Raw genomic sequence first — 19,401 nt, forward strand, 5'->3', positions numbered from 1 at the left:
TAACGGTGGTGGCCACAGCGTGTATAATCAGCGGCTACTGTTTGTGACCCCTAGCAAGTCCTCTCCAAAATGAAAAAACTCACCACTGCCCTGGTGGTCGCCGCCCTGGCGCTGCCGTCCCTTGGTTTTGCCAATACCGCATTCACCCCGCCCGCGCCGGAAATCGCCGGCAAGGCCTACTATCTGCTGGACTACAACAGCGCCCAGGTGCTGGCCGCGCGCGACCCGGACTCCCGCATCGAGCCGGCCTCGCTGACCAAGCTGATGACCGCCTACCTGACCTTCAAGGCGCTGAAGGAGAAACGCCTGAGCCTGGAGCAGACGCTGACCGTGTCGCAGCGAGGCTGGAAGACCGAAGGCTCGCGGATGTTCCTGGATCCGAAAGTCCCGGCCAAGGTGGACGACCTGATCAAGGGCATGATCGTGCAGTCCGGCAACGACGCCTGCGTGACGCTGGCCGAAGCCATCGCCGGCAGCGAAGACGTGTTCGCGCAGATGATGACCCAACAGGCGCAGAAGCTGGGCATGAAGAACACCCAGTTCAAGAACGCCACCGGCCTGCCGCACGCCGACCACTACACCACGGTGCACGACCTGGGCATCCTGGCCGCCGCGCTGATCCGCGACTACCCGGAGTTCTACCCGATCTACTCGATGAAGTCGTTCACCTACAACAACATCAAGCAGCCCAACCGCAACCTGCTGTTGTACCGCGACCCCAATGTTGACGGAATGAAGACCGGCTACACCGACAGCGCTGGTTACAATATGGTAACGTCGAGCCACCGCGACGGCCGCCGCGTGATTTCCGTGGTGGTCGGCACCGCCAGCCCGGAGGCGCGCGCGGTGGAAAGCTCCAAGCTGCTCAATTACGGCTTGCAGTTTTTCGATACGCCCAAACTTTATGCAGCGAACACCCGGGTGTCCGACGTATCCGTGTATAAAGGCAGCGACAAACTGGTGCCGGTGGGGTTCGGCAGCGATGTCTACTCCACCGTGGCCAAAGGCCAGGCGGCCAAGCTGAAAGCCGACCTCACCACCATGCAGCCCCTGATCGCCCCGATCAAGGCCGGCCAGGTGGTGGGCAAGCTGACGGTGTCGCTGGATGGCAAGCCGCTGCTGGAGCGTCCGGTGGTAGCATTGAAGGCGGTGGAGGAAGGCAACTTCTTCAGCCGCTTGTGGGACAGCCTCAAGCTGATGCTGGGCTGGAAATAAAGGCATTCGCAGCAAGGGCGGGCCCAGGCGTCGCCGCGGCTCGCCGGTTTCGCAATTGGCAAGAGTAGATCTGACATGTCTGATGAAAAACAGGAATTGATGGAGTTCCCCTGTCGCTTCCCGCTCAAGATCATGGGCGAGCGGCACGACGAATTCGTCGCCACCATCACCGAAGTGGTGCGCATCCACGCTCCCGACCTCGCCGAGGTGGACGTGGTGCTGCGCGAAAGCTCCGGCGGCCGCTTCTATGCGCTGACCATCACCGTCACCGCGACCTCGCGCCAGCAACTGGACAACATCTACCTGTCGCTGACCGGCCACCCTATGGTGAAGATGGTCCTCTGACTAGGGAGCTCAGGTGCAACGCATCATCAAACATTTGGGCTTGGTCGACTACGAGCCGACCTGGCGCGCCATGCAGGAACTCACCGACCAGCGCAACGCCGACACCCGGGATGAGCTGTGGGTGGTGGAACACCCGCCGGTATTCACCCAGGGCCTGGCCGGCAAGCCGGAACACCTGCTGCAGCAGAACGACGTGCCGGTGGTGAAAACCGACCGCGGCGGCCAGATCACCTACCACGGCCCCGGCCAGCTGGTGGTCTACCTGCTGGTGGACTTCAAGCGCATGCATGTCGGCGTGCGCGAGCTGGTGCGCAACATCGAACAGGCCATCATAGACATGCTGGCCGAGCAGGGCATCGCCGCCAATGGCGATGTCGACGCCCCCGGCGTGTACGTGGATGGCGCCAAGATCGCCTCGCTCGGCCTGCGCATCAAGAACGGCGCCACTTACCACGGCCTGAGCCTGAATGTTGACATGGACCTGGCCCCGTTTGGCTGGATCAACCCTTGCGGCTACGCCAACCTCAAGGTGACACAATTGAAGAATCTGGGCGTGAACCTCACGGTCGCCGAAGCCGCCGACAAGCTGCTGCCGCACCTGGAACGCCACCTGAGCACAAGCAAGGAGACAGCATGAAGCCGGATAACCAGGCCGGGGTGAAGCACAAGGGCGCAGCCAAGACCGCCCGCATCCCGATCAAGATCGTCCCGCTGGACGAAAAGCTGAGAAAACCGGAATGGATCCGCGCCAAGCTGCCAAACAGCCAGCGCTTCCATGAAATCAAGCAGATTCTGCGCGAGCAGAAGCTGCACACCGTCTGCGAGGAAGCATCCTGCCCCAATATCGGCGAATGCTTCAGCAAGGGCACCGCCACCTTCATGATCATGGGCGACATTTGCACCCGCCGCTGCCCGTTCTGCGACGTCGGCCACGGCCGCCCCAACCCGCTGGATGCGAACGAGCCCAAGCACCTGGCCGACAGCGTGGCCGCCATGCGCCTGAAGTACGTGGTGGTAACTTCGGTCGACCGCGACGACCTGCGCGACGGCGGAGCCCAGCACTTCGCCGACTGCATCAACGCGGTGCGCGAAGCCTCGCCCGGTACCCAGATCGAAACCCTGGTTCCAGACTTCCGCGGCCGCCTGAACATCGCCATCGACATCCTCAGCGGCACCGCGCCGGATGTGATGAACCACAACCTGGAAACCGTGCCGCGCCTCTACAAGCAGGCCCGCCCGGGCGCCGACTACGCGCACTCGCTGCAGCTGCTGAAAGACTACAAGGCCAAGAACCCTGACGTCCGCACCAAGTCCGGCCTGATGGTGGGCCTGGGCGAGACCGACGAGGAGATCCTGGAAGTGATGCGCGACCTGCGCGCGCACAATGTGGACATGCTGACCATCGGCCAGTACCTGCAACCATCCGACGGCCACCTGCCGGTGCTGCGCTACGTGCATCCGGACGTGTTCAAGATGTTCGAGGAAAAAGCCTATGAAATGGGCTTTGTCCACGCCGCGGTAGGCGCCATGGTGCGCTCCAGCTACCACGCCGACATACAGGCGCATGAGGCGGGCGTGTAAGCAACACGACGACAGGCCAGAACGGCATCCCCGCCAAGCGAGGATGCCGTTTTTACATCCAGAGCGCCCCCTGCCAATTGGCAGACAGAATCCGCGGCACCGTCATGCGCCCTAAAACCATAGGCAACACGAAACAGCCGCCCGCCCCCGCAAGATCGCTCGTCCATCGCATGCGAAATGGGATACTGGAAAACTCAATAATCAATCCCATTCCGCCAGCGGCCATTGGGTTTCGATCTGAGAATGGCATGTTTGCCACGATTTACACCTAGAAAACCAATAGAGTTTGATTTAATAGGCAGTTTCGCTTATAGTCGGATTGTTATTAATTTTGCAAAGGCAAACCGTGGACAACGACGGTTCCAGTCGATCTTCGATCGCAGTATCGCCTTGCAGGATTTAAGCAGACCGAACTCCTTCCATCTGCCATATCCTGCAAAGCCAGGATGTGGCGTCTGCACCAGCCCGGACCGGGCTGCGCACTAAACGCAATCCACACAGTTCCATCTTGATAGCGCCGTGCAGTAGCCGTGTTTTTGCATGCGCCGCGCGTCATTGTGGCAGACGGATTGCAACCACACCCCCAAGCATCAGACCGACTCAGTACCCGACCGAATTGTTTGCGCTAGCTGCGTACGCCAAAGGAGATTCCATGCCGGAAGAACCAGAACCGCGAACGTATGCGCTGCGTACCTGCGTGTCCGGCTGATTCCGCAATATGGCGGCAATAGCCGGTTCAGCAGCCGCGCCATACTCCGCCTATTCAATATCGGACCACATCCCCGCATACGGTTATTCAAACCGGAAAGGGATGGCTATTACCTGTTGCAATCAAATGGGGGATTCAATATGCAAGCCCTGAAACTGTTCCAGCTGCTGAAATTCTTTACCCGCAATAACAAGTCCGCACAAGCGGCCGACTTCCGCCTGAATATCGTTTGCGATAAAACCGTCATCACCACCCTGCGCAAACGACTGTTCTGGGAAATGCACGATCTGGGTCTGCGCGCCTCGCAAGTCACCATCGGCCCGGACAGCCATGAAAACCAGTGCAAGCTGTCGGTGGTGCTCAACTGCCCGCTGATGCGACGCCAGGAACTGGACGAGATGGCGCTGCGCCTGAGCCAGCTGCCGGAGATCCACCGCGTGCACTGGGGACGCCGCCTGCATAGCGCGCCGTCGCATCATCGCTCCCTGTTCAGCAGCCGCCCCCGCATCGCCGCCTGAACCCAACTTTGTCCATGCCGGCGGCAATGCGCCGCCGGCAGCCCATCGCGCAATATAAGGCCCAAGCCATGCCCGAAGAACCCGAACCGCTGACAGCAAGGCCTTCGCCACCGGCATCGCACTGACCCTCCCCTTCCCGTAAGCGTTGGACGGTGCCGCCGCGGCGCCCTCCATCACGCCTTCCCTGGCCCCGGCACGCCATAGGAAAAGCCTGCCTGTCGCCATGTGAAACCACACGCGCCACCCCACCGGAGCTTACGATGCAAAACCCATTCGCCAACCCTCGCAATCCGCAACTCTATCAACTGTCCATCATCTGCCCGTCGATGTCGCTGGGCACTGCCCGGCGGGAAATCCGCACCCTGGCGCAAAAGCACGGCCTGCGCATCCAGCAGTGGCAGGAGCAACCGCAACCGGCGGCCCGCGAAAGCCGCAACACGCTGACGCCCTGGCTGATCTGCGCCGACTTCCGTTGCGGCTCGGAAGCCTGTATGCACTTCCTGCAAGGCATCGCCCAGCGGCTGGCCACCATGCCGCTGACCCGGGTCAAGCTGGATTGCCTGTCGCTGCCGCCAAGCGGCTTGCAACGCCCCGCCAGCGTCTAAGCTCAGCCGCCCAGCCGCGGCGCCATCATTGTCCACAGGAGAAGGCATGCCATAAACACGCAACCCGCTGATTGAGATGCCATCCGCTGGGGCGTTCGCATAGAGCACCCCAACGGGCGGCAATGTTCTCTCGATTCCGAGTCGACACATTGTCGGCGCTGATGCCTCACGGCAGGGATGGTCACGCCCGTTGTCAGCGCCTGGAGATACCCATGACCAAACACAATACCCAACGCAGCAAAAACCGCGGCTTCATCGCCACCCCGGGCAAGCATGAAGGCAAAACCGCCTTCCGCCTGGCCAACGAGGCGCAACTGCCGCTGGAAGAGACCTTCAAGCGGCTGCGCAGCCAGCCTGATGGCCTCTCCGCGATGGAAGCCGCGCACCGCCTGCAGCAGGACGGCCCCAACGAAGTGGCGCACGACAAGCCGCCGCACCCGCTGATCCAGCTGTTCCAGGCGTTCAAGAATCCCTTCGTGATGGTGCTGATCGTGCTGGGCGTCATCAGCTACGTGATGGACATCGCGATGGCGCCGCCCGAAGACCAGGACTGGACCAAGGTCATCATTCTGGCCACAATGATCTCCATCAGCGGCCTGCTGCGTTTCTGGCAGGAGTTCCGTTCGGCCAAGGCGGCGGAAAAACTCAAGTCTCTGGTACGCAATACCGCCACCGTGCAGCGCCGGCCCTCCGCCCCCAATACGCCGGTGCGCATGGAGGTGCCGATGGCCGAGCTGGTGGTGGGCGACATCATCCACCTGCAAGCCGGCGACATGATCCCGGCCGACATCCGCCTGCTGGAATCGCGCGACCTGTTCATCAGCCAGGCGGTGCTCACCGGCGAGGCGCTGCCGGTGGAGAAATACGACACCCTGGGCGCGGTGGCCGCCAAATCCGCCGATCAGGATGCGGACGGCGCAAGCGATCTGCTGGATCTGCCCAATGCCTGCTTCATGGGCACCAACGTGGTGTCCGGCACCGCCCGCGCGCTGGTGGTGGCCACCGGCACCGATACCTACTTCGGCTCGCTGGCGCGCAACGTGGTCAGCCGCAAGCGCATCGAAACCAGCTTCGACAAGGGCGTCAACAGCGTGTCCTGGCTGCTGATCCGCTTCATGCTGGTGATGGTGCCCATCGTGTTCATGATCAACGGCGTCACAAAAGGCGACTGGATGTCGGCGCTGACATTCGCGCTGGCGGTGGCGGTGGGACTGACGCCGGAAATGCTGCCGATGATAGTCTCGGCAAACTTGGCCAAGGGCGCGGTGGCGATGGCGCGGCGCAAGGTAGTGGTGAAGCGGCTGAACTCGGTGCAGAACTTCGGCGCAATGGACGTGCTGTGCACCGACAAGACCGGCACCCTGACCCAGGACAAGATCATCCTGGAGCACCATTACAACATCCATGGCCTGAAGGACGAAACCATCCTGCAACTGGCCTGGCTCAACAGCTTCCACCAGAGCGGCATGAAAAACCTGATGGATATCGCCGTGGTGGAGCACGCCAACGAACTGGGCGAACGCGTCAAGCTGCAGCAATACGCCAAGGTGGACGAGCTGCCGTTCGACTTCGAGCGCCGCCGCCTGTCGGTGATAGTGGAAGATGGCGGACAGCAACTGATGGTATCCAAGGGCGCCGTGGAGGAAATGCTGGCCGTCTGCAGCCACGTGCAAGACGGCGACGTCGTCAAGCCGCTGGATCAGGCAGAGCGCGCCAACCTGCTGCGGCGCAGCCAGGAATACAATGCCGAGGGCTACCGCGTGCTGGTAGTGGCCACCCGCGACATTCCCGCCGCCGAACAGAAGCGCAGCTACAAGACCTCCGACGAGGCCGGCCTGGTGGTGCGCGGCTTCCTCACCTTCTTCGATCCGCCAAGGACTCTGCCGCTCCAGCCATCCGCGCGCTGAAGGAATACGGCGTGGCGGTGAAGGTGCTGACCGGCGACAACCCCATCGTCACCGCTAAGGTATGCCGCGACGTCGGCCTCAGCCCCGGTCTGCCGCTGGTGGGCAAGGAAATCGAGGCGATGGACGACGTGGCGCTATGCACCGCGGTCAAGCACACCACCATTTTCGCCAAGCTCACGCCGCTGCAGAAGTCGCGGGTGGTGAAAGCCCTGCAGGCCAACGGCCACACCGTCGGCTTCCTGGGCGACGGCATCAACGACGCGCCGGCGCTGCGCGACGCCGACGTCGGCATCTCGGTGGACAGCGGCGCCGACATCGCCAAGGAAACAGCAGACATCATCCTTTTGGAAAAGAGCCTGATGGTGCTGGAAGAAGGCGTGATCACCGGCCGCGAGACCTTCGGTAACATCCTCAAGTACCTGAACATGACCGCCAGCTCCAACTTCGGCAATGTGTTCTCGGTACTGGTGGCCTCGGCCTGGCTGCCGTGGGAGCCGATGCTGGCGATGCAGCTGCTGCTGCAGAACCTGGTGTACGACCTGTCGCAGATGTTCCTGCCCTGGGACAAGATGGACCCGGACTTCCTGAAAAAGCCGCGCAAGTGGGAAGCCGGCAACATCAAGCGCTTCATGCTGTGGCTGGGACCGACATCCTCGGTGTTCGACATCACCACCTACATCCTGTTGTGGACGGTGTTCGGAGCCGGCGCGGCCTACCATCTGCACGGCGGCGACGGCGGCCAGTTGATCATGAACTCCGGCTGGTTCATCGAGGGCCTGGTGTCGCAGACGCTGGTGGTGCACATGTTGCGCACCCGCAAGATCCCCTTCCTGCAAAGCACTGCGTCCTTGCCGATACTGCTGTCCACCAGCGTGGCCATCGCCATCGCCTGCTACCTGCCATATTCGCCGCTCGCCTCCTCGCTGGGTTTTATCCAGCTGGACACCAGCTACTTCTGGTGGCTGCTGCTGACCATGGCCGGCTACCTGGCGCTGACGCAGACCGTAAAAACCATCTACATCAAGCGCTACGGTCAGTGGTTCTAAGCCGCTGACGCGCTGATCTTTTCCACCTGAAACAGGGGCCGGCCGGCAGGCCGGTTTCTTTGCGTTTCGCCAGCCCGCCTTTAGTTCAGCAAGCCGCAATATCAACAATGTCAGTCGATCAAAAACGTTGATACTGTCCTTAATACCTGGTCGTATTCACACTTACCCCACTTGCCCTGAAATCAAAAACTTCATTAAAAATCATCAACCTAAAGTAAACACCAACACTAAAACCGTCGTTGTTGGCATTTATCCGACAAGACTCCGTTCGTTTCAATCCGCCCCCTGCTGCATTACCACTCACGTATCGGTTCGCACTTTCACGTGGGAGGAAAAACATGAGCATGGATGCGCCAAGCGGGCAGAAGCGCTGGGCCCGGGACTATGTGTTCGATATCCTGAGCCAGTTGGGCATACACCGGATTTTCGGCGTGCCGGGCACCAACGAGATTCCCATCATCGATGGCACTTCCTACCCGGAAAATCGAGTGGAGTACATCGAATGTCTGCATGAAAACATCGCCATCGGCGCCGCCATGGGTTCGGCGCGGATGACGGGCAAGCCCGGCGTGCTGGTGGTGCACGTCACCCCCGGCATCGCCCACAGCATCGGCAATCTGTTCAACGCCTGGCGTTCTCAGGCGCCGCTGGTGATCCTGTGCTGCCAACAGCAGAATGAACTGGTCACCCAGGAGCCGTTGCTGGCGTCCAATCTGGTGGACCTGGCACGCCAGTACACCAAATGGGCGCACGAAGTCCGCACCGAGCAGGAATTTCCCATGGTGCTGCAGCGCGCCTTCAAGGAAGCGATGGCACCGCCAAATGGGCCGGTATTCGTCGCCATTCCATGGGAATTCACCATGCGCCGCATCGGCGACGACGACCGCATCAAGGGCGTGACCCAGATTTCTCCCCACTTCACCGCCGACCGGCAGGCAATAGAACAGGCCGCCAAACTGCTGCGCGAGGCGAAGAATCCCATCATCGTCGCCGGCGACGCGGCCGGCTACGCGCAGGCCTGGCCGGAACTGCAGCAGATGGCGGAACTGCTGGGCGCGCCGGTGCTGCAACAAACCTTCAGCAGCCTGGCCAACTTCCCCAACAACGACTACCACTGGCAAGGCGAACTACCCGGCAGCCAGTCCGGGGTGCAGCAGGTGTTCAAGGACCATGACGTGGCGTTCCTGTGCGGCTTCAGCAACCAGGCGCAGATCACCGTCTACAAGTACAGCGACGGCCCGCTGATCCCGCCGCACGTCACCCAGGTCTACCTCAGCAACAACACTTGGGACATAGGCAAGAACTACTACGGCGAGGCGGCGCTGTTCGGCGACCTGAAGGCCACCTTGCCCTTGATCAACCAGCTGATAGGCAATCAGCCCTCTCCCGCCGCCGCCGCGCGCAACCAGAAGCTGAAGGAGTTCGCCGCCAAGCGCGCCGCCGACTGGGAAGTCTATCTGCGCGAAGCGACGCATCAGAACGAAATCTGGGCGGTGGTGATCGCCGACGCGCTGCGCAAGGAGATAGCCGAGCGCAAGCTGGAAAAGCAGTTCGTCTATGTGCATGAGGCGGTATCCGACCCGGCGCCGTTCCAGTACCTGCTGCCGTTCACTGACCAGGCGGCGGCGCCGATCAGCTACTACTGCGTCGGCGGCGGCTCGCTGGGCTGGTCGATGCCAGCCACGCTGGGCATCAAGCTGGAACAGGACGGCTGCCAGAGCATAGACACCCGCTTCGTGGTGGCCGCCACCGGAGACGGCTCCTCGCTGTTCTACCCGCAAACCTGGTGGACCGCGCAACACCGCAAGCTGGGCGTGCTCTACATCATCACCAACAACCACGAATACCACACGCTGCAAATGGGCTTGACCCAGGTGGAAAGCATGTACGGCGAGGCGGAAGGCTACGAATGGACCGCCAAGACACAAGACCCGGAGTACCTGCGCATCCACCGCCCCAAGCCGGACTTCGTCACCCTGGCCAAATCCTTCGGCGGCATGGAGGGAGAGATCGTTCGCCATCCGGAAGACGTACGCGCGGCGGTGCGGCGCGGCATCGACCACGTGTTGAGCGGCCAGGCCTATGTGCTGGACATGCATACCGTAGGACTGGACCAGCCCACCCCCGACCTGCAGGCATCCAACGCCCGCTACGAGAAGCAGCCGCCGCTGGACTGCTTCCACTTCCGTCCGGAAACCGGGCTGCTGAGCAACGGCCCGGGCCAACCCGGCAACGTGCCGGTGATCTTCTAACCCTTCCAATCTCCAGTAGAGGAATGCACCATGGCTGACGAAAACCTTGACATCGCCATCATCGGCGGCGGCGTATCCGGCGTCTACTGCGCCTGGCGCCTGAAACAGGAAAAGCCCAACGACAAGATCGCCGTCTTCGAGGCCAGCAACCACATCGGCGGCCGGCTGCTGTCAGTGCGCCCGCCGGACATCCCCGACATGGTGGCGGAGCTGGGCGGCATGCGCATCCTGCCGGCGGTGCAGCCGCTGATCACCGACCTGATCGCGGAACTGAACCAGGAACTGCCCAAGGACCAGCAAATCGAGCTATACGACTTCCCGGTGGACGAACCGCAGAACATCGCCTATCTGCGCGGCGTCTACTTGCGCCTGGCCGACTTCACCGCCAATCCGGACAAAGTGCCCTACCAGCTGAACTTTCTCGATCAGGGCCAGAGCGCCGGCAGCGTAATCGTCAACGCGATCGAGCAGATCGTGCCCGGCATCACCAATTCCAACCTCAGCGAGGAAGAACGGCGCGAAATGGCGCAGCAGGCCGAGTTCGGCGGCGTGCCGCTGTACAAGCAGGGCTTCTGGAACGTGCTGCTGCGGGTCATCACCGGCGAGGCCTATCAGTACGCCGAGGATGTCGGCGGCTACGACTCCACGATGTGCAATTGGAACGCCGCCGACGCCATCCCCTGGTATCTTTCCGACTTCGGCGTCAGCCCGGTATACAAAGGTTTCAGCAACGGCTTCCAGCAGGTACCGTTGACCCTGGCGCAGTTTTTCCAGCAGCTGGGCGGCGAAGTGCGGCTGGAGTCCAATGTGTCCAATATCGTCAGCAAGGCCGGCGGCTTTGAATTTCAGTCTCAGGGCCGGACCATCGCCGCCAAGTCGCTGATCCTGGCGATGCCACGCCGCGCGCTGGAAATCCTGGCGGCCACCAGCCCGGTGCTGCAGGAAATCCAGCCGTTGATCGGCACCGTCACGCCACGGCCGCTGTTCAAGCTGTTCACCACCTACAACAGCCCATGGTGGCGCAACACTGGCATCACCATTACGGTCACGGACAAGGATGGCAAAGATCAAGCGGTCTACGTGCCGGTGCAGGCCGGCCGTTCGGTGACCGATCTGCCGGTGCGCCAGACCTATTACTGGCCCCAAAGCAACGGCGAGGCCGCCACCCAGGGCCACGCCATGCTGCTGGCCAGCTACGACGACGGCGACAACACCGGCTTCTGGGACGGCTTGCGCGCCAGGCGCCGCCAGCCGCGCGCGCCTGGACTGGATGCGGCGCCGCTGGCGGACCCCTTCATCGGCGAAGACGACAATGTGCAACGCAACGAGTTGACCTGGCACCAGTACAAAGCGCCGCGGATGATGACCGAGGAGGTCACCCGACAGCTCACCCTGATGCACAGCCTGTCCTACACCCCCAAAGTGCGCAACGCCGCCTACCGCGACTGGGGCGATGATCCCTACGGCGGCGGCTGGAACAGCTGGAACATAGGCGTAAAAAGCTGGGAGGTGAAGCACCGCATCGTGCAGCCGACCGATTTGCCGCTGTTCATCTGCGGCGAAGCTTACTCCGACGCCCAAGGCTGGGTGGAAGGCGCGTTGCAGACCGCCGGCTATCTGCTGGCCAAGTTCGGCGTGGCGCCACTTCCTCACTAGGCCGCGCCAGCGCCATCTTGCCGCCCCTGGGTTACCGCGCAGGGGCGGTTTTCATTCAGCCGGCGCCATCCTGCTCTACCAGAGCCAATCGCGCCACCACCGCGCGCGGGGCCAGCACCGTGCCCGGCGACAGCACGGCGTTGGCGCCCACCCGCACATGGTCTCCCAGCAACGCGCCCAGCTTTTCCAGGCCCGGCTCAACGGTCCGGCCGGCAAAATGCAGCCGGATGGCCTTGTCGGTGCGCTCATTCCAGTGGTTGGCCAGAATGGCGCCGGCCTCCAGATTCACATCCCGTCCCAGCACCGAATCGCCGACGAAGTTGAAATGGGCCAGCCGGCTGCCGGGTCCGATGATCGAGGTCTTGATCTCGCAGCCGGGCCCCACCGCCGCCCCCCGGCACAAAACCACTCCGCCGCGCAGATAGGCGTGAGCGGCAATACGGCAGTTCGGTCCTATCCACGCGGGCCCCTTGAGAACCACGCCGGGGTCCAGCTGCGCGCTGCGGTGGATGGCCGCCTCGCCCTCCACGCGCCATTCGTCGGCAGGCAAGCGGTCAAGGCATTGCGATAAACGCCGCGGCAACTGTTGCAGCCATTGCCATGGTTCGCATTCGGCCGCCGGCCACGGCAGATCCGCAGCCATTGCTTGAAACAAGCGCTGAAATTCGGACATCGGCCACTCTCCTGATGAAAAACCCTGTGTTAATGCCATCGCGCGCCGGCGGGCAAGCCGGCCGGATATAAAACAAAACCGCCGCCTCCTTGCGGAGAGCGGCGGTTTTGTTGCCTAAGCCGATGTCAGCCCATCGGCAGGCAGCCATTCTGCATACCGTTTCCGGTATTAGAAGGAGTGAACCATGTTCAGGCCAACGCCACGCAGCTTGTTGCCGCTGATGGAGGTATCGCCGCTGTTGTTGAAGATGGCTTGATCAGCCTTGACTTCGCCATACTGCAGGCCAACCACGGTGCGCTTGGACATTTGGTAGTCAACGCCCACCAGGAACTGCTTGTAGCCGGTGTTGTCCTGGCGTACGCCGTCCTTGTCATAGTCTTTGGCTTGCGCGTAGGTGACCTTCGGAGTGAAGGCGCCCAGGGTGTAGGCGGCGGTCAGCGCGTATTCCTGCGACTTGTACTTGCTGCCATCCAGCGTTGCCGGGGTATTCACCTTGCTCTGCAGGAAGCTCAGCGGGGTCACGGTGACATCGCCGCGGTCGTTGCGGTAGCCGAAGGCCAGCAGCAGGTTGTTGGCGTTGTAGCCGGCTTCCAGGCGATGGCTGTCGTTGGACTGGGTGCGCGTGCCAGCGACATTCACCGGAGTTTGGTGGATGAACTGGTACTTGCCGAAGAAGCCGCTGTTCTCGTAGGACAGCCCCAGGTTGTACAGTTCGCGCGAGCTGTCGGAAACAGCTGCGGAGTCCGCGAACGCGCTGGTCTTGTCTTCCTTGGTGCCGTACAGGAAGGCAGCCTGGAAGCCGTTGTAGTTAGCGGTGTCGAAGCGGATGGCGTTCTTCACGCGTTCGTCATCGCGGGTGAAGGCGTTCAGTTGCAGCGCGTTGCTGGCGCTTTCCCACGGGTTCACGACGCTCATGTTGGAGTCGCTGAAGGTGGAGATGTTACCCAGACGCACCTTGCCGAAGCCGGTATCCAGGCCGACAAAGGATTCGCGGCTGGCGAAGCTGCCATAGCCTTGGCGGTTGGAGCCGTCGATGTCCAGACCGCTCTCAACCTGCCAGATAGCCTTCAGGCCGTTGCCCAGATCTTCGCTGCCCTTGAAGCCGATGCGGGAGCCCAGGTCATCGATATTGGTCTTGTTCATGCCGCCGGCATCAACATTTTCAACACCGGCCTTGATTTGGCCGTAGATGGTTACATCGGCGAAAGCGGCTGCCGGCAGAGTGGCTACTGCCAGGGCGATCAGAGTCTTTTTCATTTGGCACATCCTGTTAGGTTGTCTTAGAAAGCGATCAAATACTAATTTCCAAAACCAACATACGCAAGCATACACTCTTTTTTTTGTAGTAAAAAAGACACACTTTGTGCATAAATACAACACTAACAAATCATGTCTTACGACAACAAATTTATGTATTTTTGTTGCTTAATGAAAATTTACAAAGCTGTTAAGTTAATAAAAAGAAAAATAAGAAAAAAAAGGCCCACTCATTGGCGGGCCTTACAAGGATAGACTTGACCGGAGATCTGTTGAACCAGAAGAAGCTCGGTTCAATAAACTCACAATTAGAGTGTATTTGCTTGCAATCTTAAGGTCAACAGTGCATGGACTACGGATTGTCAAATAGTGTTAAGCGGCACGCACTTGCTCCGCTCCACCGGGAATCCCATCTCGGCGCAAAGCCCGCCCATCGGATGATTGAACAACTGGATGTCGCCATGGTGCTCGCGGGCGATGGCGCGGGCGATGGCCAGCCCCAGCCCGCTGCCGCCGGTATGGCGCGCCCGGGAGTCCTCCAGCCTGACATAAGGCTCGAACACCCGGTCCAGATCCTTTTCGGCAATGCCCGGACCGTGGTCGCGCACCTGGATCTCCAGCCGCCCTTCCCGCTCGCGCAACCGCACTTCTATCGGCCCGCTGCCGTAACGGCGGGCATTTTCCAGCAGGTTGGCGATGCAGCGCCGCAAGGCCTGGGGCCTGGCGCACAGCGGCTTCACCGGCTCGGAACGGTAGACGACCTCCGCCCCCAAAGCCTCGACATCCTCGATCACGCCCTCCAGCATCGCGTCCACATTGAGCAGCACGCAGCTCTCGCTGCGCTGCCCCATCCGCAGATACGCCAGCGTGTCGCCGATCAACTGGTCCATCTCCTCCAGATCCCGCTCTATCGCCTGGCGGGCGGGCGACTCGCCCAGTTGCTCCAGCCGCAGCCGGATGCGGGTGATGGGCAGGCGCAGATCGTGCGACACGCCGGCCAGCATCTGGCTGCGAGTCTGCAGATAGCGCTGCAGCTCCTTCTGCATCCGGTTGAAGGCCCGGGTGGAATTCACCACTTCCTGAGTGCCGGTCTCCGGCAAGGGCGGCTGATCCAGATTGGCCGCCAGCCCGGTGGCCGCCTGGGAAAACACCGCCAGCGGCCGGGTCAGCCGGCGCACCGCCCAGGCCGACACCGCCGCCACCACCAGCGCCACCAGCAGCAGCCAGGCGGTCACCCGCCACGGCGTCTCCACCGCGGAGGCGATCTGGCCGATGCGGAAAGTCGCCACCATGCCGTCGCGCAGCCGCACCTGTACGGTGGCCATCTGAATCTTGAACTCCGCCTCGCCCTCGCCCAGCTTGCTGGGCAGCGCCTGCACCCAAAACTGCTTGCCCGGCGTGAACACGTGCTGACCCGGCGCCAGGAACGGCCGCAGCAGGTCTTCCACCGCATCCGGCGTATCCTCGCGGAAGGACAGCACCTGCATGCGATAGGGGAAATTGAGATCGGTGCGGATCAGTTGGCACAGCTTGCTGGCCTCGGGCCAGCCGCTATTGCGCTCCACCCAGGGATGGTCCAGCAACACCTGGGCGGACGGCGAGGACAATGCGCTGGCCAGCTTGGGCCGATTGGCCGCGGCGGTCTCGTCCAACAGGTTGATCATGTCGGCCAGATGCTGGGCGACATATTCGGCGCGCAACGTGCGGGTCAGCCGCTCGCGGTCGGTCAGCACCAGCCCGATGCCGATCACGTTGGCCAGCAGCACGCTGGTCAGCAGGGTCAGCAGCAACTGGCCGTACAGGGTGCGCGGCAAATGCCTCATCGCACCGAGACTACCTCGCATGCCAGCATATAGCCGCCGCTGCGTATGGTCTTGATCAGCAGCGGTTCGCGGGCGTCATCGCCCAGCCGGCGGCGCAGCCGGCCTATCATCACGTCGACGGTGCGGTCGAACGGACCGGCTTCCTTGCCGTTCATCGCCTCCATCAACTGGTCGCGCGACATCACCCGCTGCGGGTTTTCCGCCAGCGCCTGCATCAGCTTGAACTCGCCGCCGGACAATGGCGTCACCACGCCGCCGCTGTCCACCAGATGCTGCGCGCCCAGCTCGAGCCGCCAGTCGGAGAACTGCAGGCTGCGCAGCGCGCTGTGGCTGCTGCGCCTCTCCTCCACCCGGCGCAGGATGCTGCGCACCCGCGCCAGCAGCTCGCGCGGATTGAACGGCTTGGGCAGGTAGTCGTCGGCGCCCATCTCCAGGCCGATGATGCGGTCCAGTTCGTCGCCGCGCGCGGTGAGCATCAGGATGGGCATGCTGGAGCGCGAACGCAAATCGCGGCACAGGGTCAGGCCGTCGGTGCCGGGCAGCATCAGGTCCAGGATCAGGATGTCGAAGGACTGCTCGGCCAGAATGCGGTTCATCGCGTCGCCATCTCCTACCGCGGCCACAACCATGCCCTGGCGGCTCAGATAATCGCTCAGCAGATCGCGCAGATCGGGATCATCATCAACGATAAGCAATCGGGACGCTTGGGACATCGGACTATTCCTAGAATTTTGGATTGAAAAATAATCGCGCCGTCCATGATGAAAACGGCGGGGCGCCGCTGCCCGGACACGCATGTCAGGAGACGCTCCGCCTGTTTGAGCCGCAAAGGCGGCGATTGGTTCCATCGCCGCTCCTTCCGCGCTCAGGAGCCAGGCGGCACCCGCCGGGTTTTATGCCAGGAGTAGGCGATGCCGCCGCTCAGCAGCAGCACGGTCAGCAGCAAGGACAACAGGGTGGGAATCTTGAACGCCACCAGGCCGGCATCATGCAGATACACCAGCCCCACTTTCACGCCGATCAGCACCAGCACCAGCGCCAACGCGTACTTCAAATAATGGAAGCGGTGCACCATCGCCGACAGCGCGAAGTACAACGCGCGCAGGCCGAGAATGGCGAAGATGTTGGAGGTGTAGACCAGGAACGGGTCCTGCGTCACCGCGAAGATCGCCGGGATGCTGTCCACCGCGAACACCAGATCGGCCGACTCGACCAGGATCAGCGTCAGCAACAGCGGCGTCGCCCACCAGCCGCGCGCCATGCCATGCGTCTCGCCGCGCAGCAGGAAGGCGTTGCCGTGCAGGGCCGGCGTCAGGCGCATGTGGCGGCGCAGCCACTGATAGAAGCGCTGCTCGGACAGCGGCTTGGCTTCGTCATCCGCCGACAGCAGCATTTTCAGGCCGGCGGCCAGCAAGAAAACGCCGAACAGCAGCAGCACCCACTGGAACTGCGCCACCAGCGCCGCGCCGGCGCCTATCATCAGCGCCCGCATCGCAATGGCGCCCAGAATTCCCCAGAACAGCACTCGATGCTGGTAGACGCGCGGCACCGCCATGCTGGAGAAGATCAGCGAGATCACGAACACATTGTCCAGCGACAGCGACTTTTCCAGCAAATAGCCGGTGAAATACTGCACGCCGGCGTCCGCGCCGCGATACCACCACACCCAGCCGCCGAACAGCAGGCCGATGCCGATATAAAAGGCCGACAACCTCAGGCTGTCTTTCACGCCGATCTCGCGGCCATCCTTCTGCAACACGCCCAGGTCGAAAGCCAGCAGCGCCAGCACGCCCAGCAGGAACATCAGCCAGACCCACAGCGGGTATCCCAGCGCCGGGGACATCAAAAATTCGATCAATTCATCGCTCCATCAATGGTTTTTCGGCGGCGGCCCATGCCGCCGCCCCCGCGTCAGCCGCGGCCTTCCAGCCTGGCGATGCGCTCGTCCAGGCTGGGGTGGGTGGCGAACAGGCCCAGCAAGCCGCGGCCGCCGGCGATGCCGGAAGCGGCCAGTCCTTGCGGCAAACCGTCGGCCTCGATGCCGCCCAGGCGGCGCAAGGCGTTGGCCATAGGCCGGGTGGAACCGAGCAGCTCGGCGGCGCCGGCGTCGGCGCGGAATTCGCGCTGGCGCGAGAAATACATCACCACCACCGAGGCCAGGATGCCGAAGGCGATCTCGCAAACGATCACCGTGATGAAATAGCCGATGCCGGTGCCGGCCGAAGTATTCTCCTCATCGCGCTTGAGCCAGCTGTCCACCAGATAACCCACCACCCGCGCCAGGAAGAACACGAAGGTGTTAACCACACCCTGGATCAGCGTCAGCGTCACCATGTCGCCGTTGCGGATGTGGGCAATCTCGTGCGCCAGCACCGCCTCCACCTCCTCCTCGGTCATGCTGGACAGCAGGCCGGTCGACACCGCCACCAGGGAATTGGAGCGGCTGGGACCGGTGGCGAAGGCGTTGGGCTCGCCTTCATATACCGCCACTTCCGGCATGGCCAGGCCGGCGCGGTCGGCCAGCCGGCGCACGGTGGCCAGCAGCCAGGCTTCAGTCTGGCCATTGGGCTGGGTAATCACCCGCGCCCCGGTGCTCCACTTGGCCATGGTCTTGGACAGGGCCAGCGAAATGAAGGCGCCGCCAAAGCCCAGCACCGCGGAAAACATCAGCAGCATCCCCAGGTTCAGCCCGCCGGCGGTGATAAAGCGGTCCAGGCCCAAAAGGCGCACGCTCACGCTCAATACCAGCATCACCGCGATGTTGGTGGCAATCAGCAAGATCACCCGTTTCATTATTCATCTCCCAATAGTCATTCATTTGAGCAGCCACGGCACAGCAATGGCCACACTGCAGTGTATGCAATCACACGCATCGAAAAAATAAATTAAAATCTGATTATTATTACGATTTTTTCGAATTAAATCATGGACAAGCTCAACTACAAGCATCTGCACTATTTCTGGACCGTGGCCCGCACCGGCAGCGTCACCCAGGCGGCCGAGCAACTGGGCATCAGCATGCAGACTATCAGCGGCCAAGTGTCCAAGCTGGAGCAACAGCTGGGCTGCGCGCTGTTCCGCCAGCAAGGCCGCGGACTGGCGTTGACCGAAGCCGGACGGGTGGCGCTGGGCTACGCCGACAATATCTTCATGTTGGGAGAGGCGCTGGGCGAAGCGCTGGCGGACGCGCAGCTGGATCAGGTGATCCGGCTGGCGGCGGGGGTCTCCGACGTGCTGCCCAAACGCATCGCCAGCCATCTGCTGCAACCGGCGCTGCAAATGGGGCGCAAGCTGCGGCTGAGCTGCGGCGAAGGCGATTTCGACGAGTTGCTGGGCGAGCTGGGCCGCCATAGGCTGGACCTGATCCTGGCCGACCGGCCGGTGGCCAGCAGCGAGCAGCAGCTGTTCCAATCCTGGCAGTTGCTGCGCTGCCCGGTGCTGCTGTACGCCAGCCCCGGGCTGGCCCGACAATACGGCGCTGGCTTTCCCGCCAGCCTGGACCAGGCGCCGCTGCTGCTGCCCAGCCGCGACAATGTGCTGCGCCGCCAGCTGGAGCACTGGTTCGAAGCGCAGCGGCTGCGTCCGGATGTGGTGGGGGAATTCGACGACGGCGCGCTGATGGAAACCTTCGCCCGCCAGGGGCTGGGCCTGTTTCCCTCGCCGGCGCTGCCCGACATCGCGCAAAATCTGCCGGGGCTGGAGCTGGTGGGATGCCTGGATGGCGTATGGGAGCACTACTACGCGGTGGCCAGCCGCCGCAAGCTGCAACATCCCGCGCTGCAAGCCATCCTGCAGGCCTGGAACTGAGCCTTCC

17 protein-coding genes are annotated in these 19,401 nt (G+C 62.4%); 11 read left to right on the plus strand and 6 right to left on the minus strand.

Going from position 1 to position 19,401, the window contains the following annotated elements; translation table 11 throughout:
• Positions 1 to 69: 69 nt before the first annotated feature.
• The 10 genes from BI344_RS16700 to BI344_RS16740 all read left to right on the plus strand — a co-directional run bounded on the left by BI344_RS16700 (position 70) and on the right by BI344_RS16740 (position 11,834).
• Positions 70 to 1,215 carry a D-alanyl-D-alanine carboxypeptidase family protein gene (locus tag BI344_RS16700; protein WP_071113994.1) on the plus strand — a complete coding sequence of 382 codons (1,146 nt, stop codon included), beginning with the start codon at positions 70 to 72 and terminating at the stop codon, positions 1,213 to 1,215.
• A gap of 75 nt (positions 1,216 to 1,290) precedes the next feature.
• Complete coding sequence (locus BI344_RS16705; RefSeq protein ID WP_071113995.1) at positions 1,291 to 1,560, plus strand: YbeD family protein; 270 nt, start codon at positions 1,291 to 1,293, stop codon at positions 1,558 to 1,560.
• Positions 1,561 to 1,573: 13 nt separating this feature from the next.
• A complete protein-coding gene (gene lipB, locus BI344_RS16710) occupies positions 1,574 to 2,197 on the plus strand; it encodes a lipoyl(octanoyl) transferase LipB (protein WP_071113996.1) in 624 nt (207 codons plus the stop codon).
• Positions 2,194 to 3,141 carry a lipoyl synthase gene (gene lipA, locus BI344_RS16715; protein ID WP_071113997.1) on the plus strand — a complete coding sequence of 316 codons (948 nt, stop codon included), beginning with the start codon at positions 2,194 to 2,196 and terminating at the stop codon, positions 3,139 to 3,141. The genes lipB and lipA overlap by 4 nt, the downstream gene beginning before the upstream one ends.
• Positions 3,142 to 3,990: 849 nt before the next feature.
• Entirely contained in the window at positions 3,991 to 4,368 is a 378-nt protein-coding gene (locus BI344_RS16720; protein ID WP_071113998.1) for a hypothetical protein, read from the plus strand.
• Between the two features lie 260 nt (positions 4,369 to 4,628).
• Positions 4,629 to 4,973 carry a hypothetical protein gene (locus BI344_RS16725; protein WP_071113999.1) on the plus strand — a complete coding sequence of 115 codons (345 nt, stop codon included), beginning with the start codon at positions 4,629 to 4,631 and terminating at the stop codon, positions 4,971 to 4,973.
• Positions 4,974 to 5,185: 212 nt separating this feature from the next.
• Positions 5,186 to 6,880: a magnesium-translocating P-type ATPase gene (gene mgtA / locus BI344_RS25460; RefSeq protein WP_241499388.1), complete on the plus strand. Its 1,695-nt coding sequence runs from the start codon at positions 5,186 to 5,188 to the stop codon at positions 6,878 to 6,880.
• Positions 6,881 to 6,891: 11 nt separating this feature from the next.
• The gene (locus tag BI344_RS25465) at positions 6,892 to 7,926 is read left to right on the plus strand and encodes an HAD-IC family P-type ATPase (protein ID WP_241499389.1); all 1,035 of its coding nucleotides are present in this window, start codon (positions 6,892 to 6,894) and stop codon (positions 7,924 to 7,926) included.
• Positions 7,927 to 8,264: 338 nt separating this feature from the next.
• On the plus strand, positions 8,265 to 10,178 hold the full coding sequence (locus BI344_RS16735) for a thiamine pyrophosphate-binding protein (protein ID WP_071114000.1): 1,914 nt from the start codon (positions 8,265 to 8,267) through the stop codon (positions 10,176 to 10,178).
• A gap of 30 nt (positions 10,179 to 10,208) precedes the next feature.
• On the plus strand, positions 10,209 to 11,834 hold the full coding sequence (locus tag BI344_RS16740) for a flavin monoamine oxidase family protein (protein WP_071114001.1): 1,626 nt from the start codon (positions 10,209 to 10,211) through the stop codon (positions 11,832 to 11,834).
• Positions 11,835 to 11,889: 55 nt separating this feature from the next.
• Here the strand turns inward: BI344_RS16740 and BI344_RS16745 are convergent, their stop codons facing one another.
• From BI344_RS16745 to htpX, 6 genes are all read right to left on the minus strand, one after another.
• A complete protein-coding gene (locus BI344_RS16745) occupies positions 11,890 to 12,507 on the minus strand; it encodes an LbetaH domain-containing protein (RefSeq protein ID WP_071114002.1) in 618 nt (205 codons plus the stop codon).
• A 168-nt stretch (positions 12,508 to 12,675) separates the two neighbouring features.
• Complete coding sequence (locus BI344_RS16750) at positions 12,676 to 13,764, minus strand: porin (protein WP_071114003.1); 1,089 nt, start codon at positions 13,762 to 13,764, stop codon at positions 12,676 to 12,678.
• Positions 13,765 to 14,126: 362 nt separating this feature from the next.
• Complete coding sequence (locus BI344_RS16755) at positions 14,127 to 15,587, minus strand: ATP-binding protein (protein WP_071114004.1); 1,461 nt, start codon at positions 15,585 to 15,587, stop codon at positions 14,127 to 14,129.
• Entirely contained in the window at positions 15,584 to 16,300 is a 717-nt protein-coding gene (locus BI344_RS16760) for a response regulator (RefSeq protein ID WP_071114005.1), read from the minus strand. The genes BI344_RS16755 and BI344_RS16760 overlap by 4 nt, the downstream gene beginning before the upstream one ends.
• Before the next feature lie 152 nt (positions 16,301 to 16,452).
• Complete coding sequence (locus tag BI344_RS16765; protein ID WP_239690935.1) at positions 16,453 to 17,445, minus strand: TerC family protein; 993 nt, start codon at positions 17,443 to 17,445, stop codon at positions 16,453 to 16,455.
• A 53-nt stretch (positions 17,446 to 17,498) separates the two neighbouring features.
• Positions 17,499 to 18,380, minus strand: a complete 882-nt coding sequence (gene htpX / locus BI344_RS16770) for a protease HtpX (protein ID WP_071114006.1) — start codon at positions 18,378 to 18,380, stop codon at positions 17,499 to 17,501.
• 132 nt (positions 18,381 to 18,512) lie between these two features.
• On the opposite strand from htpX, the gene nhaR reads away from it, so the two are divergent.
• A complete protein-coding gene (gene nhaR, locus BI344_RS16775; protein ID WP_193431003.1) occupies positions 18,513 to 19,394 on the plus strand; it encodes a transcriptional activator NhaR in 882 nt (293 codons plus the stop codon).
• Positions 19,395 to 19,401 lie beyond the last annotated feature (7 nt).

The sequence above is a fragment of the Chromobacterium sphagni genome (assembly GCF_001855555.1).
GTDB classification, from domain to species: domain Bacteria; phylum Pseudomonadota; class Gammaproteobacteria; order Burkholderiales; family Chromobacteriaceae; genus Chromobacterium; species Chromobacterium sphagni.